The sequence below is a fragment of the Prauserella endophytica genome (assembly GCF_005146945.1).
GTDB lineage: Bacteria > Actinomycetota > Actinomycetes > Mycobacteriales > Pseudonocardiaceae > Prauserella_A > Prauserella_A endophytica.
This window is the reverse complement of sequence record NZ_SWMS01000036.1, coordinates 14,084-33,860: the sequence shown is the minus strand read 5'-3', so window position 1 is coordinate 33,860 and position 19,777 is coordinate 14,084. Positions and strand designations below refer to the sequence as shown.

Sequence of the window (19,777 nt, the reverse complement as noted above, 5' to 3'; positions counted from 1 at the left end):
CTGTCAATGCTCTGAGCGTCTTCCTTCGTGCACTTCAGCGGTGGTTAAGGCGGACATCAGTCTCCGTCCAGGGCACGCGTCGGGTGCCGCTCCTAAGGTCTGACGTGGATGTTGGAGGCGGGGCCGTGACAGGTGAGCGTGAGATGATCGAAGAGAGCGACCATTTCATGAGTCGTTTCCGGAGTTGGGTCGACTTTGTGCCCGATGAACCTGCGATCGTTTTTGTCGACGAATTCGGCGAAGTTAACACGAAGGATATTCGGGGCGACGGGCTGACCTATCGGGAACTGGACGAGCGGGCTCGGTCGCTCGCCGCCGGGCTCGTAGGCCGGGGTCTGCGCGGCGCTCGTGTCCTGTTGTCGCATCCTCCTGGCCTCGAATTCACCGTCGCGCTACTCGGCTGTTTCCACGCCGGTGTGATCGCCGTTCCCGCACCCGTGCCGGAGTCCGGTGGACGCGGCGACACGCGACTGACCGGCATCGTCACCGACGCCGAAGTCGGCGTCGTGCTGACCACTCCGGCGACCGCGGGCACCGTGCGCGGCTGGCTGGGCCGCGCGGGCCTGGCTGAGCGGGTCGAGGTGCTGGTCGAGGCGGACCTGCGCGAAGGCCGGCACGAGCCACTGCCCGAACTCGATCCCGAGGCCATCGCCTTCTTGCAGTACACCTCCGGTTCCACCAGCGAGCCCAAGGGCGTCCTGGTGACACACCGGGCATTGGCCAGCAACGCCTCGGAGAGCCGGCGCGCACTCGGGGTCGGCTGGGGGGTCCGGAGCGTGAGCTGGTTGCCGCACTACCACGACATGGGGCTGGTCGGTCAGCTGCTCGGGCCGATGTACTGTGGCGGCACCGCGTACCTGATGGCCCCGATGAGCTTCCTCAAGCGGCCGCACCGCTGGATGCGGTTGATCACCGCGGTCAAGGCGCACGTCACCGTGGCGCCCGACTTCGGCTACGCGCTGGTCACCCGCCGCACCACCGACGAGCAGCTGGCTGAGCTCGACCTGAGCAGCCTCGACGTCGTGATGAACGGGTCGGAGCCGATTCACGCGGCCACATTGGACAAGTTCGCCGCCAGGTTCGCCCCCGCAGGGCTGCGCGCAGCCTCGATCATGCCCTGCTACGGCATGGCCGAGACGACGCTGTTCGTCACCGCGGCCCCGCGAGGCACCGGCTACGTGGCCCGCGACGTCGACGCCGCCGCGCTGGCGAGCAACCGGATCGCCGTCGCCGAGGACGGACGGCCGTCGCGGCGGCTGGTGAGCAGCGGCAGGCCGGTCGACTTCGACATTCGTATCGTCGACCCCGAGACCCGTGCGGAACTGCCGCCGGGTTCGGTCGGTGAGATCTGGCTCGCCGGACCGTCCGTGGCGGCCGGATACTGGGCGCGGCCGGACGTCAGCCAGGACACCTTCCGGGCGCGGTTGTCCGGGTCCGATGCGGACTACCTGCGTACCGGTGATCTCGGTGGCCTCTTCGACGGTGAGCTCTTCGTCACCGGCAGGCGCAAGGAGGTCCTCATCGTCAACGGCCGGAACCTGTACCCGCAGGACATCGAGCGCACGATCCGCGAGGCGCACCCCGTGACCGGCGCGGGGGCGACCGCCGTGTTCACGGTCGAGGCCCAGGCGCCCGCCGCCGTCGCGGTGCAGGAGGTCCGCCCGGCGGACCTGAGGACCGTCGACGTGGACGAGCTGGTCGCCGTTCTGCGCCGGGCCGTTCGCGCCGAGTTCGAGCTCCATCTGGCCGATGTCGTGTTCGTGCCGACGGGCGCTATCGAGAAGACCACCAGCGGCAAGGTCCGGCGTGGCGCGACGAGGGACGCGTTCCTCGTCGACGGACTGCGCACACTGCACACCACGGTGGCCGGGCGATGACCGCGACGGACACCACGTTCCGGCACGCCCCGATGGTCGCGCTGGAGCAGCTGGAGCACCACCTCGGCCCGGCAGGCCCGGCCGCGGAGCGCTCCGCCGACGACCTGGCCGAGGAGTTCCCGGTCGCCGACGTCGCCGCACTGGACGCCTGCGACCTGGCGCTGCACTACGTTCCCGAGGAGTACGGCGGACGGTTGCGCGACTTCGAACGCTCCGCCGCGCTGATCCGTGCGGTGGCCGGGCGCGACCTGACCGTCGCGATCGCCCACGGCAAGACCTTCCTCGGGTGCGTGTGCGTCTGGGTGGCCGGCTCGGCCGAGCAGGCCCGCCGGGTCGCCGCGCTGGTGGCGGCCAAGGTACCGGTGTCGTGGGGTCTCACCGAGCGCGAGCACGGCAGCGACCTGGTCAACGGTGAGCTGACCGCCGTGGTCGACGGTGATGTGGTCCGCCTGACCGGCGAGAAGTATCTGATCAACAACGCAACGCGCGGTGGGCTGGTCACCGTGCTGGCACGGGTGACGCCTGAGGGCGGGCCACGCGGGTTCGACGTGTACCTGGTGCAGCGCGACCGGCTGCCCGGCGGGGCGTACGAGCCACTGCCGAAGGTGCCGACGGTCGGCATCCGCGGTGCGGACATCAGCGGATTCGCCTTGCGGGAAGCCGAAGTCCACGCCGTGGACGACCGGGTCGGCGAGCCGGGCACCGGCCTGGAAACGGTGGTGCGGTCGCTCCAGCTCACCCGCACGTTGTGCTCGTCGCTCTCGCTGGGCGCCGCCGATCACGGGCTGGTCGAAGCGGTGCGTTTCGCCAGTGGGCGCGAGCTGTACGGCAAGGTTCTCGCAGACCTGCCCGCGGCGGCCCGGACGTTGACCGAGTGCTACGCCGACCACCTGCTCAACGAGGCGTTCGCCACCGTCGCGACGCGCTTGATCCACACCGTGCCCGGCGAGCTGGCGACGGTGTCGGCGGCGGTGAAGTACCTGGTTCCGGTACGCACCGAGGGTCTGCTGGCCCGGCTGCGTGGGCTGCTGGGGGCGAGGGCGTGGTTGCTCGACGTGCGCGGTGACGAGGTGGCGCAGGGCGTCGGCGAGTTCCAGAAGGTCGAGCGCGACCACCGGATCGTGTCGTTGTTCGACGGCAACACGGTCGTCAACCTGAGTTCCCTGGTCAGCCAGTTCCCGATGGTGGCGAGGGGGCACCGCGCCGGCCGCGAGCCGGAGCCGGGCCTTGCCGTCGCCGCCGACCTGACCGCCGAGCTGCCCCCAGCCGACTTCGCCGCGCTGCGGCTGGTGCCGATGAAGGGCGTGAGCGTGCTGCACAACCTCGCGCCCGCCGCCGCGGAGCTGGCGCGGCTCGCGGCGCGCGACCCGGACCTGACTCCGGTCGCCGGGGTCGTCGACGCGCTGCTGGCCGGGACCCGCGAGCTGCTGGGGGAGATCGCCGTGCAGCCCATCGTGCCACCGGACGTGCCGCCCTACGCGTTCGCGCTGGCGCGGCGGCTGGCCACGATGATCGCGGGCGCGTCGGCGGTCGCGCTGTGGCTGGGCAACCAGCAGGCCATGTCGGCCGATCCGTTGTGGCGCAAGGGACACTGGCTGCTTGCGGCGCTGGCCCGCCTCGGCGTCCCGGCCGACGACACCGCGCTGGACGCCAGCCACGCCGTCCTCGGCACGGTGCTGCGCGACCAGGTCTTCGGGTCCCGGCTGACCTCGTTGCTGCACGCGCGCCTCGTCCGGGAGCGAACGGCATGAACGGGGACGCCTTGGAGGAGCTGCTCGGCGACCCGTACGACGGGAGCAACCCGACCGGGCACGCCGCGATCGTCGCCGCCGACGACGCCGGCGAGCCGTGCGCCGCGGGCGAGGCCGTGCTCGACGCGTGGCAGGCCAACGCCGAGTACGTCCCCGCCGAGCTGGGAGGGAGGCTGACCGCGGTGGACGAACTGGTGCGCAGGCTGCGCCCGGTGTTCCGCCGCGACGCGGGCCTCGGCCTCGGCCACGGGCTGACCACGCTGATGGCCTCGCTCAACGTGTGGGCGGCAGGCACCGCTGAGCAGCGAAAGCACCTCGCCGGGAGGTTGCTGGCCGGCGAGCGGGTGTCGGTGGCCTATCACGAACTGGAGCACGGCAACGACCTCACCCGCAACGCGCTGCGCGCCGAGCGGCGTGGGAACGGCTTCGTGCTCGATGGCACCAAGCGGGTCATCAACAACGCGGGCCGCGCCCGCGCCGCCGTGGTGTTCGCCCGCACCGCCGACCCGGCCGCGGCGCCCGGTGGGCGGGACCACTCACTGCTTTTCGTCGACGACCTCGACCGCGTTCCCGGCCTGACCAGGCTGCCCCGGCTGCGCACCTCCGGACTGGCCGGTTGCCTTCTGGCCGGGTTCGGCTTCGATGGGGCCGTCGTGGGGGAGGACGCGCTGGTCGGTGCGGTCGGCACCGGCGCGGAGACCGCGCTGCGGTCGTTCCAGGTCAGCCGGTGCGTCACGGCGGGCGTGGGCACGTCGCTGCTGGAGGGCGCGCTGTTCGGCGTGTACCGGTTCGCCACCGAGCGGGTGCTGTACGGCCGTCCGGTCACGGCGATCCCGCATGCGCGGTCGGTCCTGGCGGGGGCGTTCATCGACCTGCAGGTCGCCCAGGCGCTGGCCCGGGTCGCCGCCCGCGCGCTGCACCTGTACCCCTCGGTCGCGGGCCGGTACGCGGCGGCGGCGAAGTACCTCGCGCCGAAGATCACCGAGAACGCGCTTGCCGACCTCGCGGTCGTCCTCGGCGCGCGCGGCTACCTGCGCGAGGGCGAGTACGCGTTCGTCGGCAAGCACCTGCGCGACATCGCGGGCCTGAGCATCGGCCATGCGGGCGGCGTGAGCTGCCAGCTGACCGTGCTGCCGGACCTGCCGGGCGTGCGGCCCACCGGGGCCGAGGGCGCGCTCTTCGACGACTCGCCGCTGCCGGAGCTGGATCTCGGCGAGTTGCGGGTGCGGGCCGGCCGGGCCGATCCGCTGCTCGGCGCGCTGGAGGGCGTCGCCGATGACGAACTGCGGGCCGAACTCGCTAGCGTGCGCGCCGACGCCGCCGCGCTGCCGGTGACCGAGCGCGGAGTCACCGCGTCACACCGGTCGCTGGCGCTGACCGAGCGGTACGCGTGGTTGCTGGCCGCGTCCGCCTGCCTCAACTCGCCGCGCGCTGCGGATCCACAGTGGACGGATGCGGTGCTGGAGCGGATCGGCCTGCGTTCCGGCCGCACCACCGAGCGGACCTCCACAGCCGCTCTGGACGCCGCCTACCAGGACATGGCCGACCGCGCCGCGACCGGCCGCAGCTTCGACCTCGACCCCGAGCCGGTGCTTCGCGCCCTCGCCTGACCAGACAGCAGTCCCGAAAGAGGAGACCATGAACAGTCCGGACAGCACCACCGTCGACGTGACGCCGGCCGACGTGGCGGCGTGGCTCGTCGAACGGATCGCCGAGTACCGTGAGGCGCCGGCAGCCGAGATCGACACCACCGTGCCGCTCGCCGAACTGGGCCTTGACTCGGTCTACGTGCTCAGCCTGTGCGGCGACGTCGAGGACAAGTGGGGTCTGGTGGTGGAGCCCACCGTCGCCTGGGACCACCCCACCATCGACGCCCTCGCCGTCCACCTGCACGGGGAAATCGCGTCGTGACCGCCCCACGCGGCGCCATCGCCGTGGTGGGCATCGACTGCCGGTTCCCCGGTTCCCCCACGGTCGAGGACTTCTGGCGGCTGCTCCTGGACGGCCGCGTGGCAGCGGGCCCCGTTCCCGGCGACCGCTGGGACCCGGCGACGCTGACCGATGTCAAGTCCGGTGTGGACACTCCCGCGGCGTTCATCGACGACGCGGCGGCGTTCGACCACCGCTTCTTCGGCATCTCGCCCATCGAGGCCGCCGCCATGGACCCGCAGCAGCGGCTCCTGTTGCAGGCGGCCTGGCGGGCGTGCGAGGACGCGGGTTACGCGCCGAGGTCGCTGGCCGGCACCGCGACCAGCGTGCACGTGGGCATCATGTCCAGCGAGTGGGGCAACATCCACCTCACCGACTACCGCGGCATGACCCCGCAGCGCGGATCGGGCAACGGCTACTGCATGGCGGCCAACCGCATCTCCTACCATCTCGACCTCAAGGGTCCGAGCATGGCCGTGGACACCGCGTGCTCGTCCTCGCTCGTCGCCGCTGCGCTCGCGGCGACGACGCTGCGGGCGGGCGAAGCGAACATGGCCATCGTGGCCGGAGTCAACCTGATCCTGACGCCGGCACTGTCGATCTTCTACGACCAGGCCGGACTTGCCGCGCCGGACGGCCGCTGCAAGCCGTTCGCGGCGGACGCCGACGGGATCGGCCGGGGCGAGGGCGTCGGCGTGGTGATCCTGCGCAGGCTGGCCGACGCGGTCGCCGACGGACAGCGGATCTACGCGGTGATCGAGGGCGGCGCGGTCGGCTCGGACGGGCGCAGCAACGGCCTGACCGCGCCGAACCGGTTCGCCCAGGCCGACGTGATCCGGAACGCGCACGAGCGGGCCGGGGTCGACCCGCACGACGTGACGTTCGTCGAGGGGCACGGCACGGGCACGCGGCTCGGCGACATGATCGAGGTCCGCGCACTCGGCGACGTCCACAAGGGACGAACCAGGCCAGTGCTGCTCGGCTCGGTCAAAGCGAACCTGGGACACCTGGAAGGCGCGGCGGGCATCGCCGGCCTGATCAAGGCGTGTCTGTCGCTGGAGCGGCGCACCCTGCCCGGCACACCCGCGGGCGCGGAGAACCCCGACCTGAAGCTGGCGGACAACGGCTTCCGGCTGGCCGCAGGCACCACCCGGCTGCCCTCCGGGACCGTGCACGCGGGGGTGAGCAGTTTCGGCCTCGGCGGCACCAACGCGCACCTGGTCCTCTCGTCGCCGCCGCGCACACCCACGCCGGCGATGAGGGACGAGCAGGCGGCCGTCCTGACCGTCACCGCCGCGACGCGGGAGGCGCTGGCCGCCAACGTGGCCGCGCTGCGGGACGCGCTGGCCGCCGAGGTACGCGGCCGGGTCGCGCAGTTCGCGTGGACGTCCACCCGGGTCAAGACCGGCCTCCGGCACCGGGCCGCGGTCGGCGGTATCGGCCGCGACGCCCTGGTCGCCGCGTGCGACACGCTGACCCGCACGCTGCCGGGCGACGGCAGGCCGGCCGCGCCGCGCGTGGCGCTGGCGTTCACCGGGCAGGGCAGTCAGTACGCGGGGATGGCCGCACCGCTCTACCGGCACTGCGCGGCGTTCCGCCATCATCTCGACGAGGCTTCCGCGGCGCTGGGCGAGCTGCCCGGCGGCACCCTGGTCGAGTTGCTGCTGGCCGGTGCCGACCTGGAACCGACCGGGCTGGCCCAGCCCGCGCTCTTCGGCGTCGAGTACGCGATGGGCCGGACCCTGGTGGAGCTGGGCGTCCGCCCGGTCGCACTGCTCGGGCACAGCGTCGGCGAGTTCGCCGCCGTGTGTGTGGCGGACGGGATCACGCTGGCCGACGCCGCGAGGCTGGTCGTCGCGCGCGGCACGCTCATGCAGGCCCTGCCCGGGGGCGGTGCGATGCTGGCCGCCGCGGTTTCGAGCGCCGAACTGGCCGAACTCGTCACCGTTGAACCGGGAGAGGTGCTCGACGTCGCCGCGGTCAACGGGCCGCGCGCGGTCACGCTCAGCGGCACCGAGGCCGCCGTCGAGCGGGCGGCCGACGCGATTCGCGCGGCGGGCCGCACCGCCACCCGGCTGCGCGTGTCCCACGCGTTCCACTCGGCACTGATGCGGCCGATGCTGGCCGAGTTCACGGAGCTGGCCGAGCGGGTCGGGCCGGGATCGCCGCGGTATCCGTTGTACTCCACCGTGCGGCCGGGCGTTGCCGGCAGCGTGGACGGGGCGTACTGGGCCGAGCAGGTGTGCGGTCCGGTTCGCTTCGCGGAGGCGGCCGGCCTGCTCGCCGAGGCCGAGCCCACCCACGTGGTCGAGGTCGGCCCCCGGCCCGTCCTGCTCGGCTTGCTGCGCGACGTCCTCCCCGCGCACACGTCTCTGGCCTGCTCACCCGGCCCCACGGCCACCGGAGGCGAGTTGGCGTCGGTGGTTGCCGCGCTCTACCGCGACGGCGTCGACCTCGACTTCGACCACTGGTTCCCGCCATCGGCCAGGGTCCGCCGCACCCTGCCGGGCTACGTCTTCGACCGTGACACCCGGTTCTGGTTCAGCGCCGACGACGGCCGTTCCGTCGCGGCGCCGCAGCGGAGCGAGCCCGCGGAGCAGGCCGCACCGGGCGCCGGCACGGGCACACCGGCGGCGGGCATCACCACGCTGGTCCTGGCGGCGATCGCCGCGGTCACCGGGCACGCGGAGGCCGCATTGCACCCGCACGCACAGCTCGATGAGCTGGGCTTCGACTCGATCATGGCGATGCGGTTCGTGGACGAACTCGAACCGGCCATCGGCCCGCTAGACCTGGAAGCCCTGCTGCCCAACCTCACCACCGTCGGCACGCTCATCGACCACTTCGAGCGCACACACCAGATCGCGGAAGGAGCGTCGGTGTGAACCACCTGCTGCTGGGCAGCGGCATCGCCCTGCCAGGGGAGCCGATCGACAACGTGCGGCTCGGAGAGAAGTTCGGCACCGACCCGCGCTGGGTGGAGCGGTTCATCGGCACCAGAACCCGTCACCTCGGCGTCGACCTCGACACCGGCAAGCCGACCCACACGCTGGTCGACCTGGCCGCGGAGGCGGGCGCGGCGGCGATAGCCGACGCCGGGCTCGAGCCCGCCGACATCGACCTCGTGGTGCTGGCCACCGCGTCGCCCGACCACCTGATGCCGGCGTCGGTCAACCTCGTCGCCGACCGGCTCGTGATGCAGTCCGTGCCGACCTACCAACTCCAGTCGGGCTGCGCGGGCGCGGTGCAGGCGCTCGCACTGGCGCGCCGGATGCTCGACGACGAGCACGCGACGGCCCTGGTCATCGGCGGGGACAGCTGCGCCAAGCACCTGGTCCTCGACCACGACTTCCCGGCACTGCCGCCGAGCGAGCTGGTCAACTACGTGATCTTCGGCGACGGTGCGGGCGCGGTCGTGCTGGCCCGCTCCGAGGAGGAGTCCGGCACCCGGCTCGGCCCGGTGTGCAACACGTTCGTCGGCCTCGGCCGCGACCCCGGCCAGGTCATCCGCTGGTTCGGCGCGGCCGACAGGGACAGCGGCGAGCAGCCGGTGGACGAGAACTACAAGGCGATCGAGGCGGACGTGCCGACGCTGGCCGGCGAGATGCTGACCGAACTGCTGGACCGCACGGGGTGGCCGGCCGAGTCGATCACGCACCTGATGCCGCCGCAGCTCGGCGGCCGGATGACCGAGCACATCACCGCGGGCCTGCTCGACCGGTTCGGCCTGACCGCGCGGGAGATCAGCTGCGTCGCCGACACCGGCAACAACGGCAACGCGCTGCCGTTTCTGCAACTGCACCACACGCTGCCGCTGGCTCCCGGCGACCGGGCGCTGGCCGTGGCGATCGAGTCGAGCAAGTGGATCCGCACCGGGTTCGCGCTGGAGGGACTGTGAACACAGACCGGATTCGCGCGCTGCGCGACGAGGGGGCGCTCGCCGAGCGCTATCTGGAACTCGGGCCGCTGCTGGCCGCCGCGGACACCGCCACGGTGCGACGCGCGGGCGCGTTGCTCGGCGGACTGTCCTGTCAGGACGTCGTGGCGGCCAACCCCGGCATCCCCACCATCGCCATCTCCGTCACCGGCAGCGGCACGATCGCGCCGCTGCTGCCCGCGCTGACCGGCGAGCTGGCCCGGCACGGTCTCGCCGGGCAGGTGTCGGCGGGCGACCCCGGCGCGTACGCGTTGCACCTCGCCCGGCCCGCAGCGGCCGACCTGACGCTGTGCCTGCTCGACGCGTCGGCCGTGTTCGACCGGATCGTTTCTCCCGTGTGGACGGTCGACGACGTCGGCACCGCCGCCGCCGAGCTGCTCGGGCTGCTGCGCGGGTTCGCGGCGTCGCACACCGAGCGGGGCCGGGGCGCGCTGGTCCTCACCACCGCACCGCTGTGGTCGTCGTGGACGAACCAGGTGCTCGACCTTCGCGAACGTGCCAGGCTCGGCGCGGTGTGGCGCCGGTTCACCGCCGACCTGCTGGAGCTGGGCACGTCTGCGGACACGGTCTACGTCATCGACCTCGACCCGCTGCTCGGCGACCTCGGCCCGGCCCGCGACGCGCGGCTGGAGGGCTACGCGCACGTCGCCTACACCGACGCGTTGCTCGGCGCGCTGGCGCGCCAGGTCGGCCACCTCGCCCGCGGGCTGTGCGGCCGGCCTCGCAAGTGCCTTGTGCTCGACCTCGACGGCACGCTGTGGGGCGGCACGCTGGCCGAGTCCGGCGGTGACGGCCTGGACATGGCGGAGGGCTTCCGCGGCGAGGCCCACCGCCGGTTCCAGCGGGCCGTCGCACAACTCGGCAGCCAGGGCGTGCTGCTGGCCGTGTGCAGCAAGAACGACGCCGCCGAGGTGGACCAGGTGTTGCGTACCCACCCCGACCTGCTGGTCCGTCGCGACGACTTCGTCACCGTGCTCGCCGGCTGGGAGCCCAAGGTCGCCACCGTGCCGCGGGTGGCCGAGCGCATCGGCATCGGCGTCGACAGCCTGGTCTTCGTGGACGACTCGACCACCGAGACGGGCCTGATCCGGGCCAACCGGCCGGAGATCGCCGTCGTCGACGTCGACGCGGACGAGCCCGCCACGCACGTCGACCGGCTGCTCGCCGAAGGCTGGTTCGACGCCACCACGATCACCGCCGAGGACCGCGAACGCGCCGAGGCGTACCGCACGGAGGCCCGCCGCGCGGACTTCCGCACCGGGTTCTCCTCGCTCACCGACTACCTCGCCGAACTGGACACCCGGCTGGACATCTTCGCCCCCGGCCCCGCCGACGTGGCCCGGCTCGCCCAGCTCACCCAGCGCACCAACCAGTTCAACCTGATGACGCTGCGGCTCGACGAGTCCGCGGTGCGCGCGGCTCTGTCCGATGCGGACAGTGTGGTCGCACCGATCCGGGTCCGCGACCGTTTCGGCGACCACGGCGTCGTCGGGGTGGTGTTCGCCCGGCGCGACGGTGGCACGGTGCTGATCGACAACCTGGTCATGTCGTGCCGGGTGCTCGGCCGCGGCATCGAGTCGGCCTGGATCGGCGAGCTGCTGCGCTGGGCTGCCGCGCAGGGCGCCTCCGCCGTGATCGGCGGCTACAAGCCGACCCCGCGCAACGGCCGGGTGGAGAACCTGCTGCCGGAGCACGGTTTCGCCCCGATCGACACCCCGGCTGGCTTCGACCCGGCCGCCCGCTGGTTCCGCCACGACCTCGCCGAGCTGCCCGGCCCTGTTGCCAACCTGACCGTCGAATCCGCACTTCCCGCGCCGACCGGAGGAACCCGATGAGCCCCGACGCCTTCCTCGAGCTCGTCCGCGACGAGGTCGGCCTCGAACTCGCCGAGCCCGATCTGGACACCGCGTTCGACGACCTGGAGGGCTGGGACTCGGTGATGATGCTCAAGCTGCTCGGCGCGGTCGAGCAGGCGACCGGGCGGCCGGCGCCGATGATGGCCTTCCTGGAGGCCACCAGCCTGCGGGGCGTCCACGCGGTGATCGGGCCGTGAGCCCGGCCATCACCGCGCTGCCCCGGCAGCGCAGGCACACCCTGCACTTCCTGGCCTCCGTCCGCGCCGCCAGCCCGGTGCACCTCGACGCCGAGGTCGACGTCACCGAGCTGATGGCGCACCGGGCGTCCGCCGAGCGCCCGGCGTCGGTGCTGACGTACGTCGTCCACGCGGCAGGCCGGGTCATGGCCCGGCACCCGGACGCGAACTCCGGCATCGGCGGGCTGATCCGGCACAGGGTCGCGCGTTACCCGTTCGTCGACGTGAAGCTCACCCTCGACCGCGAGCTCGGGGGCACGCGGGTGGTGCTCTCGGCGGTGCTGCAGGACGCCGACCGGGCGTCGCGGTCGTTCCTGCAGCACCGCATCACCCGGCTGGCCGGTGCGAACCCGGCCAGGCTGCCCGACTTCGCGGGTGCCCGCGCGCTGCAGCGTGTGCCGTTTCCGCTGGGGCGACTGGTGTTCCTCGCCGCGGGCCGCCTGTCCGGCCGACACCGGCACCTGGGCACCGTCGCGGTCACCTCGCTGGGGCACCGTCGCGTCGGCCGGTTCTTCTCCAGCGGCGGCACCGCGATCACCATCGGCGTCGGCCGGGTCGAGCAGCGGGCCGTGGTGCGGGACGGCGGGATCGTCGCGCGCCCGGTCCTGCCGCTGAGCCTGACGTTCGACCACCGCGTGCTCGACGGCGCGCTCGCGGCCGACGTACTCGACGACCTCGTCGAGACCCTGCGGAACACCCCGGAGCCCAGCGATGCCGCTCGTTGACCCGCCGGTCGCCCTGCGACCCGGTCTCGGCGCACAGCGGTGGGCGCGGGTGCGGGCGCATTGGTCGAGACGCGGCGTCCTCGTCGGCCACGGCACGTCGCACGAGTGGGGCGCTGGCCGTGAGGGCTCGCGATCGATGATCACCACCACGCTGTCGCGGCTGCTGGAGACCGATCCCGACCACGTGAGGATCGACCGCGATGCCCGGCGGCGTCCCTACCCGGTGGACATCCGTACCGGGGAGCGGATTCCGGTCGACATCAACCTCAGCCACACCGAGGACCTGCTCGTGCTCGGCGTCAGCCGGGTGGGCCGCATCGGCGTCGACGTCGAGCGGACCGACCGCGAGATCGCGGCCGAGCCGTCGATGCTGGCCCGGGTCTGCCATCCCGACGAGCACGCCGTGCTCGCCGGCCTGCCGCGGCGTGTCCGCACCGAGGCCATCGCACGGATGTGGGTCCGTAAGGAGGCCGTGGCGAAAGCCGACGGGCGAGGGCTGGCCATCGACCTGGCCAAGCTGCGTGCGGACGTGCCGCCACCCGGCTACCGCCTCGCGGCCACCCGGCTGTCCGAGGGCTACTGGCTCGGGGTCGCCCTGCACGAGGGCGCGCCGACGACCCAACCGCCGAGAAGGTTGTTAGAGGGGGTGAATCGGTGACCGAGCCGACGCTCGCGGAGCTCGCCGACTTCGCGGGACTGCACGCGCGCGCCCAGGGGCTCGACCCGGGGTCCGTCGCCTCGGCGCTCGCCAGGATCAAGGCCGGCGGCGATCCCACGGCGTGGCCGAGAACCTGGTCGGAGCTGGGCGAGAGACAGCTCGCAGAGGGAAGGCCGCTGCAGGCGTGCCGATACTTCGTCCTGGCCCGTTTCCCGTACCCGGCCGACGATGTGCGCGCCGCGGCGGGCAGGTCCGCGGTGGCGGCGTTCGACACGTGGCGGCGCCGGCAGGGCGGGATCGAGCGCCGCGAGTTCGCCCTGCCCAGCGGTGACGTGGCGGCGTGGACGGCCAACCTGCACGAGGGCAACCCGGTCCTGCTGGTCATGGGCGGCATCATCAGCGTCAAGGAGCAGTGGGCGCCGTTCCTCACCTCCGCCCGCCGGCTCCGTGCCGGCGTGCTCGTCACCGAGATGCCGTCGGTGGGGGAGAACACCGCCCCCTACGGCAAAGGCAGTGACGAGTTGATCCCGGAGATCCTCGACGCGCTCGGCGCACGCGTCTGTGCCGCGGGCGTGCACGTCGTGGGCCTGAGCTTCGCAGGGCACCTGGCGCTGTCGTCGGCCCGCCACGACCCTCGCATCTCCAGCATTCACACCGTGGGCGCGCCCGTGTCCGGCGTGTTCGGTGACCCGGCGGCCCTGCCGGCCACCACCACGTCGACGCTGGCACACCTGAGCGGCGGGGCGGACCTGTCCGGAATGGCGCTCACTCGCGACGACCTGGCCAGGGTGCGTGTGCCCGTGCGATACGTGGCGAGCAGACGCGACGAGATCATCCCGCGTCGCGAGTGGGAGCTGCTCGCCGAGCACGTCGCCGACTTCGAGTGGGTCGAGTTCGATGACGTCCACGGCTCACCCGGCCACCTCGCCGACACCCGCCTGTGGTTGCTGCGCAACGTGCTGGCCCGGCTCGGTGACCGCAGGGCCACGGTGCTCGGGCTGTTGCTGGCGCTGCGCGGACGCACCGGCCGCGGCGGTCTGACCCGGGTGGCGCCATGACCGTCAACCTGTTCTGCTTCCACCACGCCGGTGGCACAGCGTCGGTGTTTCGCGCCTGGGAGCACGGCCTGCCCGACGGCTTCACCCTGCGTCCCGTTCAGCTACCCGGCAGGGACAACCCGGCGACCGCCGTCCGGTACCACGACCTGCGCCCGTTGGTCGAGGATCTCGACGAGCTGCTCGACGCCGACCTGGCGGAGCCGTACGCGACCTTCGGCCACAGCATGGGCGCGCTGATCGCGTACTGGCTGGTGCAGCGCCGCATGGCCAGGGGCGCGACCCTGCCGCTGGCCTACCTCGTCGCCGCGTACGCCGCACCGCATCTGACCAGACCTCGGCTGGTCGGCGAGAACGTTCAGGACCTGGACGACGTCACGCTCGCCCACCGGCTGCGCGCCGTCGGCGGGATGCCGGAGGAGCTGCTGAGCCGGCCGGAATGGCTCAGGCTGTTGCTCGGCACCGTGCGCGACGACCTCATCCTGTGCGCCAGCCACCGCTACATCGCCGCCCCCAAGCTGCCGATGCCCGTATACGTGTTCGGAGGCAGGCGAGATCCGCTCGTCGACATCGGTCAGCTGGGCGGCTGGCGCGATCACGCCGCGGACGTCTTCGGCATCGACCTGCTCGACGGCGGCCACTTCCTGGTACAGGACCGCAACAGCGGGCTGTTGCCCGCCGTCCGCGCGCGCCTGGTCGAGGCCGTGCCCACCGTCCGTTCCCATCCGCTGTCGCAGTAGGAGCACAACAATGAACAGCCACACGACCGACGTCTGCGTCGCCGGGGGAGGCCCCGCCGGGCTGTGCCTCGCGCTGTGCCTGGCACGCGCGGGCCACCAGGTCACCGTGCTGGAACAGAGCCCGCGCTTCGACCGCACGTTCCGCGGCGAGTCGATGTCGCCGGACGGCGTCTGGCTGCTCGACCAGCTCGGCGTGCTCGACACCATCGTCGAGCGTGGCGCCCTGAAGATCGAGCGGCTGGAGATCGCCGAGGGCGGCAAGGTCGTCATGCACTCGGAGTTCTCCGAATGGGACTACGCCCAGCGCTACCCGATGGAGATCCCGCAGCCCACCCTGCTGTCCGTGCTGGCCGAGTCCTCCGCCGAGCACAGCGGATTCGACCTGCGCACCGGGGCGAAAGTGACCGAGTTGATCGACGAGGACGGCACGGTCGCCGGCGTGCGCTACCGCGGAGCCGACGGCGAACCACACGAGGTCCGAGCCGCACTCGTCGTCGGCTCGGACGGCCGGTACAGCAAGATCCGTGACCTGTCCGGCCTCGAGTTCGAGAAGACCATGCTCGACCGCGACGTCGTGTGGCTGCGCGTGCCCCGGCCCGAGGGCTGGGAGCGGGGCATCTACCGCATCCGCCTGTCCGGCTCCCGGCACGGGCTGTTCATCCCGACCTACCCCGACGACATCCGCGTCGGCTTCAACATCCCCAAGGGCGGTCTCAAAGAGCTTCGCGCGGGCGGCATCGAGGCGCTGCACGCCCGGATGGACGAGATCGCGCCGGAGCTGACGCCGACGCTGCGGCAACACGTGACGAGCTGGTCGGGCACCACCGTGCTGGACATCTTCACCGTGCTGACCCCGCGGTGGTCCCGCCCCGGCCTGGTGCTGATCGGCGACGCCGCGCACACCCTGACCCCGATACTGGGCCAGGGAGTCAACCACGCCCTGATCGACGGCCACACCCTCGCCGGCCTGCTCGATCCCGCGCTCGACGCGACCGGTGCTCGCCGGGCCGAACTGGTCCAGACGGCGGTGCTGCGATTCCAGGCCGAGCGGGAGAGCCGGATCCGGATCTCCCGCCAGCTCCAGCTGCGGCAGGAGCGCGCGTTCACGTTCGAGCACACGTTGGCCGTGGCCGCCCGGTCCACCCTCTATCGTGTGCTGGGCAGCAGTCGTTTCCTGCAGAAGAAGATGCTCGCCACCGCCTACTTCCAACTACAGCCGGAGCTCGCCACGTGAGTAAGTCCCCTCAGCGATGGAATCCCGGCTGGCTCGTGCTTGCCGGTGCGTGCGCCGCCTTCGCGGCGTTCGAGATCGTCAAGCATCAGGGCTGGACCATTCCGGCGGGCATCGTGGGGGCGGCCCTGCCGTTGGCCGGGCGCCTCGGCAAGCCGGTGCGGGTCGTCGCCGGGCACTGGGCGCCGCCGGTGGTGGTGCTGGCCGCGTTCACGTTCCTGCCCGACACCAACGAGCAGGCCGCACCAGGCTTCACCCTGGGCCTGACCTGGCTGACGCACGTCGCCATCGCCCGCGCCGCAAGGAAAAGCGCCGCCTAAGCCGGGGCTCAGGCCGCCCCGCGACCGTGGGAGCCGACAGGGACTCGTGCCTGTCGTGCCAACCACTGCGATTGGGGAACCAGCATGGACGCCGAGACCGCGGCCGGCCCTTCGACGAGCGGCTGCCCGAGGCACTATCCGTTCCACCGGCCGTCGGCGATCGAACTGCCGCCGGTCTACGCCGAACTGCGCGAGGACGAGCCGGTCGCGCAGGTCACCCTTCCCAGCGGGGACACCGGTTACATCGTCAGCCGCTACGACGACGCGAAGCTCGTGCTGTCGGATCCGAGGTTCAGCCGGGCGGCGATGATAGCCGAGGGCGCCCCGAAGCTGACGGCGGCGCCGATGCCACCGAACAGCCTGTTCTCCACCGACCCGCCGCAACACAGCCGGCTGCGCAAGCTGGTCACCGCGGAGTTCACCGCCAGGCGCGTCCGCAACCTGGAGCCCCGGATCCAGGAGCTGACCGACGCCCTGCTCGACGAGATGGAAGGCCACCGGGGCGGTCCGGTGGACCTCAACCAGGTGCTGGCGTTCCCGCTGCCCGTGCAGGTGATCTGCGAGCTGCTCGGCGTCCCGTTCGAGGACCGGGAGAAGTTCCGCGACTGGTCCAACGCGATCGTGTCGCTGACCACGCACACGGCCGAGGAGATGATGCAGCAGCGCCTGGAGATGGCGGGCTACATCTACGAGCTGGTCGGCCGTCGCCGCGACAACCCCGGCGACGACCTGCTCAGCGCACTCATCAAGGCCCACGACGAGAAGGACGCGCTGGACCAGGCCGAGCTGGTCGTCATGGCGATGACCATCCTGGTGGCCGGGCACGAGACCACGGTGTCCATGATCGGCGCCTGCGTCCTCACCCTGCTGCGCCATCCCGAGTACCTGTCTCGCGTGGTCGCCGACCCCGACGCGGTCGGCGCCATGGTGCCCGAGCTGCTCCGCGTCAACCCCATCGGCGACGGCGGCCCGATGCGGATCACCACCGAGGACGTCGAGATCGCGGGCACCGTCATTCCCGCGGGCAGCGCCGTCCTGGCCGCGGTGTGCTCGGCGAACCGCGATCCCCGCGTGTTCGAATGCGGCGACGAGTTCGACCCCGACCGCGAGACCAATCCCCATCTGGCCTTCGGCCACGGCATTCACTACTGCCTGGGCGCGCCCCTCGCGGTCGCCGAGCTGCGGATCACCATCTCCAGTCTGTTCCGCCGGTTCCCGACGCTCCGCCTGGCCACCGATGTCGGCAACCTGGCCATGAAGCAGGGCATGCTCGTCCACGGCCTCAAGGAGCTGCCTGTCGCCTGGTGACGTGCGCACGCTTTCGCGGAAGCCGGGTTGCCGGCTCCCGCGAAAGCGGTTGTGCGTGTCCGGCCTAGCTCACGCTGCGGACCCGCATGACCGCGGCGCCGCCGAGGATCGTGACCGCACCCGTCAGCACGTACAGGCCCGGGTAGCCGGCGACGGCGATGACCGGCACGGCCAGCGCCGGCGCAAGGATCTGCGGTGCTGCCGCCGCCACGGCGAAGAAGCCCAGGTCGCGGCCCGTGTCGGCGGCCGAGGGCAGGACCGACGCGATCACCGCGAGGTCGACGGCGAGGAACGTGCCGAAGCCCAGGCCGACGAGCGCGGCCGCGCCCAGCGCCACCGGCCACATGGGTGCGCTGGCCATCGCCAGCGCACCCATGCCCATCAGCAGGGCTCCGGCCGCGACGAACACGCGGCGGCGCCCGGCGCGATCGGACCAGCGGCCGGTGACCAGGGCGGCGAGCATCGAGCACACGACGGTCACCGCGGTCACCGTCAGCACCGACTCCTGGACGTCTTCCACCCGGAGTTCGTCCTGCAGGTAATAGAGGAGGTATTGCGTGATCAGCGCGAATCCGAGCATGACGAGGAAACGGCTGAGCCACGCCCACGCCAGGTCCGGCGAGAACGCGACCCGCTGCCGCCTGGCCGCCACCACGGCGACGGTTCTGGTTTCCTTGTGCGCAAACAGGAAGGGCACCATCGAGGCAACTGCGAGTGCCGCACACGCCACGTACCCGGCGGCCAGGTCGACGACGATCCGGTTCACCAGCACGGTACCGAGGAGTGCCCCGAGCATCTGTGTCATGCCCGCCCACCCGGTGACCGCACCCAGCCGAGGGCGCGGCACCCGGTCCGGGATCGTCGACATCAGCGCGGCCTGCACACCCGCCAGGCCCAGCTGAGCCACCAGCCAACCGGCCACCATCGCCGGTGCGGTGGACGCCGTCGCCAGCCACAGCAGGCCCGCGGCGGCCACCAGCGCGCCACCGAGCACCCACGGCCTGCGCCTGCCGTAACGCGAGCGGGTGCGGTCGCTGAGCGCGCCGAGCACCGGCACCGCCACGGCCGTCACCGCCGCGCCAAGGCCGGTCGCGAGGCCGAGCAGCGCTGTCTTGCCGCCAGGCGCCAGCACCTCGGACTGGCGGGCCAGCTGCACCTGCGCGGGGGTGAGAACCGCCAGCCACATGCCCGTGCTGGCCACGGCGTACCCTGCGATCCAGCCTCGGCCGAGCGGGGGCCGGACGTCCGGCTCCTGAGTCGTCGTCTGCACCCGACCAGACTTGCGCGTCCCGATGGACATGCCCTTGCGCGCGGCATAGGCGGCGCTGAAGGGTGCCCGGCGATCCTCAGTTTTCTCAGCAAACGTCGGCCATGATTGCCCCGCCGCGCCGTCCCGGCGCGGTCACACCGGATGTCCACCATGACCTGGTTCGGGGGAATAGAAGCCGTGGAACAGATCACGCAAGCCGACAGGACGTTCTCCACCATCAACACCACGATGGCGCTGGCCGTCGCGGGATTGCTGTTCGCGGTCTATCCCGCGCTGCGGCCCTACTCCGACGAGACCACGCTCGAGGGAGCCACCGCGATGGCCTCCTCGGCGTGGACCGCCGCGCACGTCGCCGCCATGATCGGGTTCGTTCTGTTGCCACCCGCGATGCTCGGCCTCCGTGCCGCGGTCTCGGGGACGGCGGGCAGGGGCCCGGCCTCCGCCGCCGTCGTCACCGCGTACCTCGGCGCCGGCCTGACCCTGCCCTACTACGGCGGCGAGACGTTCGGTATCAACGCGCTCAGCGTCGAAGCCCTCGAGCGCCGGGACGCGAGCGTGCTGACCGGGGCCGAGAACATCAGGCTCGATCTGGTCCCCGCGACGTTCTTCGGGGCCGGCATGCTGCTGCTCGCCGCGACCGGCGTGCTGACCGCCATCGCCGTGCGCCGCTCCGGCCGGTTCGCCGCCTGGGCCGGTGTGCCGTTCGCCGTGGCCATGGTGCTGTTCCTGCCGCAGTTCTTCGGCCCGTCGGCCGGACGTATCGGGCATGGCCTGCTGATGGCCGCCGGGTTCGGCGTTCTGGCTTGGGCGCTGCGGCCCAGGTCCGCCACGGCCTGACCGCGGTGCAGGATCGGCGGGTTGCCAAACCCGGTCGACCGCGGCGA

Annotated in this window: 17 protein-coding genes; 16 read left to right on the top strand and 1 reads right to left on the bottom strand. The window is 72.3% G+C overall.

The features are described 5' to 3' along the window. The first annotated feature begins 197 nt into the window (after positions 1–197). The 15 genes from FCN18_RS35220 (at position 198) to FCN18_RS35150 (ending at position 17,623) form a co-directional block, all read left to right on the top strand. Positions 198–1,877 carry a fatty acyl-AMP ligase gene (locus FCN18_RS35220; RefSeq protein WP_158303251.1) on the top strand — a complete coding sequence of 560 codons (1,680 nt, stop codon included), beginning with the start codon at positions 198–200 and terminating at the stop codon, positions 1,875–1,877. Further along, entirely contained in the window at positions 1,874–3,628 is a 1,755-nt protein-coding gene (locus FCN18_RS35215) for an acyl-CoA dehydrogenase family protein (protein ID WP_206078060.1), read from the top strand. Before FCN18_RS35220 ends, FCN18_RS35215 begins: the two co-directional genes overlap by 4 nt. Then, positions 3,625–5,238 (top strand): acyl-CoA dehydrogenase, encoded by a 1,614-nt coding sequence (locus FCN18_RS35210; RefSeq protein ID WP_137097242.1) that lies wholly within the window; start codon positions 3,625–3,627, stop codon positions 5,236–5,238. The genes FCN18_RS35215 and FCN18_RS35210 overlap by 4 nt, the downstream gene beginning before the upstream one ends. Positions 5,239–5,266: 28 nt before the next feature. After that, positions 5,267–5,539: an acyl carrier protein gene (locus FCN18_RS35205; protein ID WP_112274699.1), complete on the top strand. Its 273-nt coding sequence runs from the start codon at positions 5,267–5,269 to the stop codon at positions 5,537–5,539. Then, positions 5,536–8,442 carry a type I polyketide synthase gene (locus FCN18_RS35200; RefSeq protein WP_206078059.1) on the top strand — a complete coding sequence of 969 codons (2,907 nt, stop codon included), beginning with the start codon at positions 5,536–5,538 and terminating at the stop codon, positions 8,440–8,442. The genes FCN18_RS35205 and FCN18_RS35200 overlap by 4 nt, the downstream gene beginning before the upstream one ends. Then, positions 8,439–9,455 carry a 3-oxoacyl-ACP synthase III family protein gene (locus tag FCN18_RS35195; protein WP_137097241.1) on the top strand — a complete coding sequence of 339 codons (1,017 nt, stop codon included), beginning with the start codon at positions 8,439–8,441 and terminating at the stop codon, positions 9,453–9,455. Before FCN18_RS35200 ends, FCN18_RS35195 begins: the two co-directional genes overlap by 4 nt. Next, positions 9,452–11,329 carry an HAD-IIIC family phosphatase gene (locus FCN18_RS35190; RefSeq protein ID WP_158303250.1) on the top strand — a complete coding sequence of 626 codons (1,878 nt, stop codon included), beginning with the start codon at positions 9,452–9,454 and terminating at the stop codon, positions 11,327–11,329. The genes FCN18_RS35195 and FCN18_RS35190 overlap by 4 nt, the downstream gene beginning before the upstream one ends. Then, entirely contained in the window at positions 11,326–11,547 is a 222-nt protein-coding gene (locus FCN18_RS35185) for an acyl carrier protein (protein ID WP_112274693.1), read from the top strand. The genes FCN18_RS35190 and FCN18_RS35185 overlap by 4 nt, the downstream gene beginning before the upstream one ends. After that, entirely contained in the window at positions 11,544–12,311 is a 768-nt protein-coding gene (locus FCN18_RS35180) for a 2-oxo acid dehydrogenase subunit E2 (RefSeq protein ID WP_137097239.1), read from the top strand. The genes FCN18_RS35185 and FCN18_RS35180 overlap by 4 nt, the downstream gene beginning before the upstream one ends. Next, entirely contained in the window at positions 12,298–12,969 is a 672-nt protein-coding gene (locus FCN18_RS35175; RefSeq protein ID WP_137097238.1) for a 4'-phosphopantetheinyl transferase family protein, read from the top strand. Before FCN18_RS35180 ends, FCN18_RS35175 begins: the two co-directional genes overlap by 14 nt. Beyond that, positions 12,966–14,027 carry an alpha/beta fold hydrolase gene (locus FCN18_RS35170; RefSeq protein WP_137097237.1) on the top strand — a complete coding sequence of 354 codons (1,062 nt, stop codon included), beginning with the start codon at positions 12,966–12,968 and terminating at the stop codon, positions 14,025–14,027. The genes FCN18_RS35175 and FCN18_RS35170 overlap by 4 nt, the downstream gene beginning before the upstream one ends. Further along, a complete protein-coding gene (locus tag FCN18_RS35165) occupies positions 14,024–14,764 on the top strand; it encodes a thioesterase II family protein (protein ID WP_137097236.1) in 741 nt (246 codons plus the stop codon). The genes FCN18_RS35170 and FCN18_RS35165 overlap by 4 nt, the downstream gene beginning before the upstream one ends. 10 nt (positions 14,765–14,774) lie before the next feature. Then, positions 14,775–15,998 carry an FAD-dependent oxidoreductase gene (locus FCN18_RS35160; protein WP_137097235.1) on the top strand — a complete coding sequence of 408 codons (1,224 nt, stop codon included), beginning with the start codon at positions 14,775–14,777 and terminating at the stop codon, positions 15,996–15,998. Next, positions 15,995–16,315 (top strand): hypothetical protein, encoded by a 321-nt coding sequence (locus FCN18_RS35155; RefSeq protein WP_228714281.1) that lies wholly within the window; start codon positions 15,995–15,997, stop codon positions 16,313–16,315. The genes FCN18_RS35160 and FCN18_RS35155 overlap by 4 nt, the downstream gene beginning before the upstream one ends. 84 nt (positions 16,316–16,399) lie before the next feature. Then, a complete protein-coding gene (locus FCN18_RS35150; RefSeq protein ID WP_112274679.1) occupies positions 16,400–17,623 on the top strand; it encodes a cytochrome P450 in 1,224 nt (407 codons plus the stop codon). A 64-nt stretch (positions 17,624–17,687) separates the two neighbouring features. Here FCN18_RS35150 and FCN18_RS35145 read toward each other — a convergent pair whose 3' ends face one another. After that, positions 17,688–18,893, bottom strand: a complete 1,206-nt coding sequence (locus FCN18_RS35145; protein ID WP_158303249.1) for an MFS transporter — start codon at positions 18,891–18,893, stop codon at positions 17,688–17,690. Positions 18,894–19,043: 150 nt separating this feature from the next. On the opposite strand from FCN18_RS35145, the gene FCN18_RS35140 reads away from it, so the two are divergent. Next, positions 19,044–19,730 (top strand): hypothetical protein, encoded by a 687-nt coding sequence (locus FCN18_RS35140; protein ID WP_137097233.1) that lies wholly within the window; start codon positions 19,044–19,046, stop codon positions 19,728–19,730. Positions 19,731–19,777: the final 47 nt, after the last annotated feature.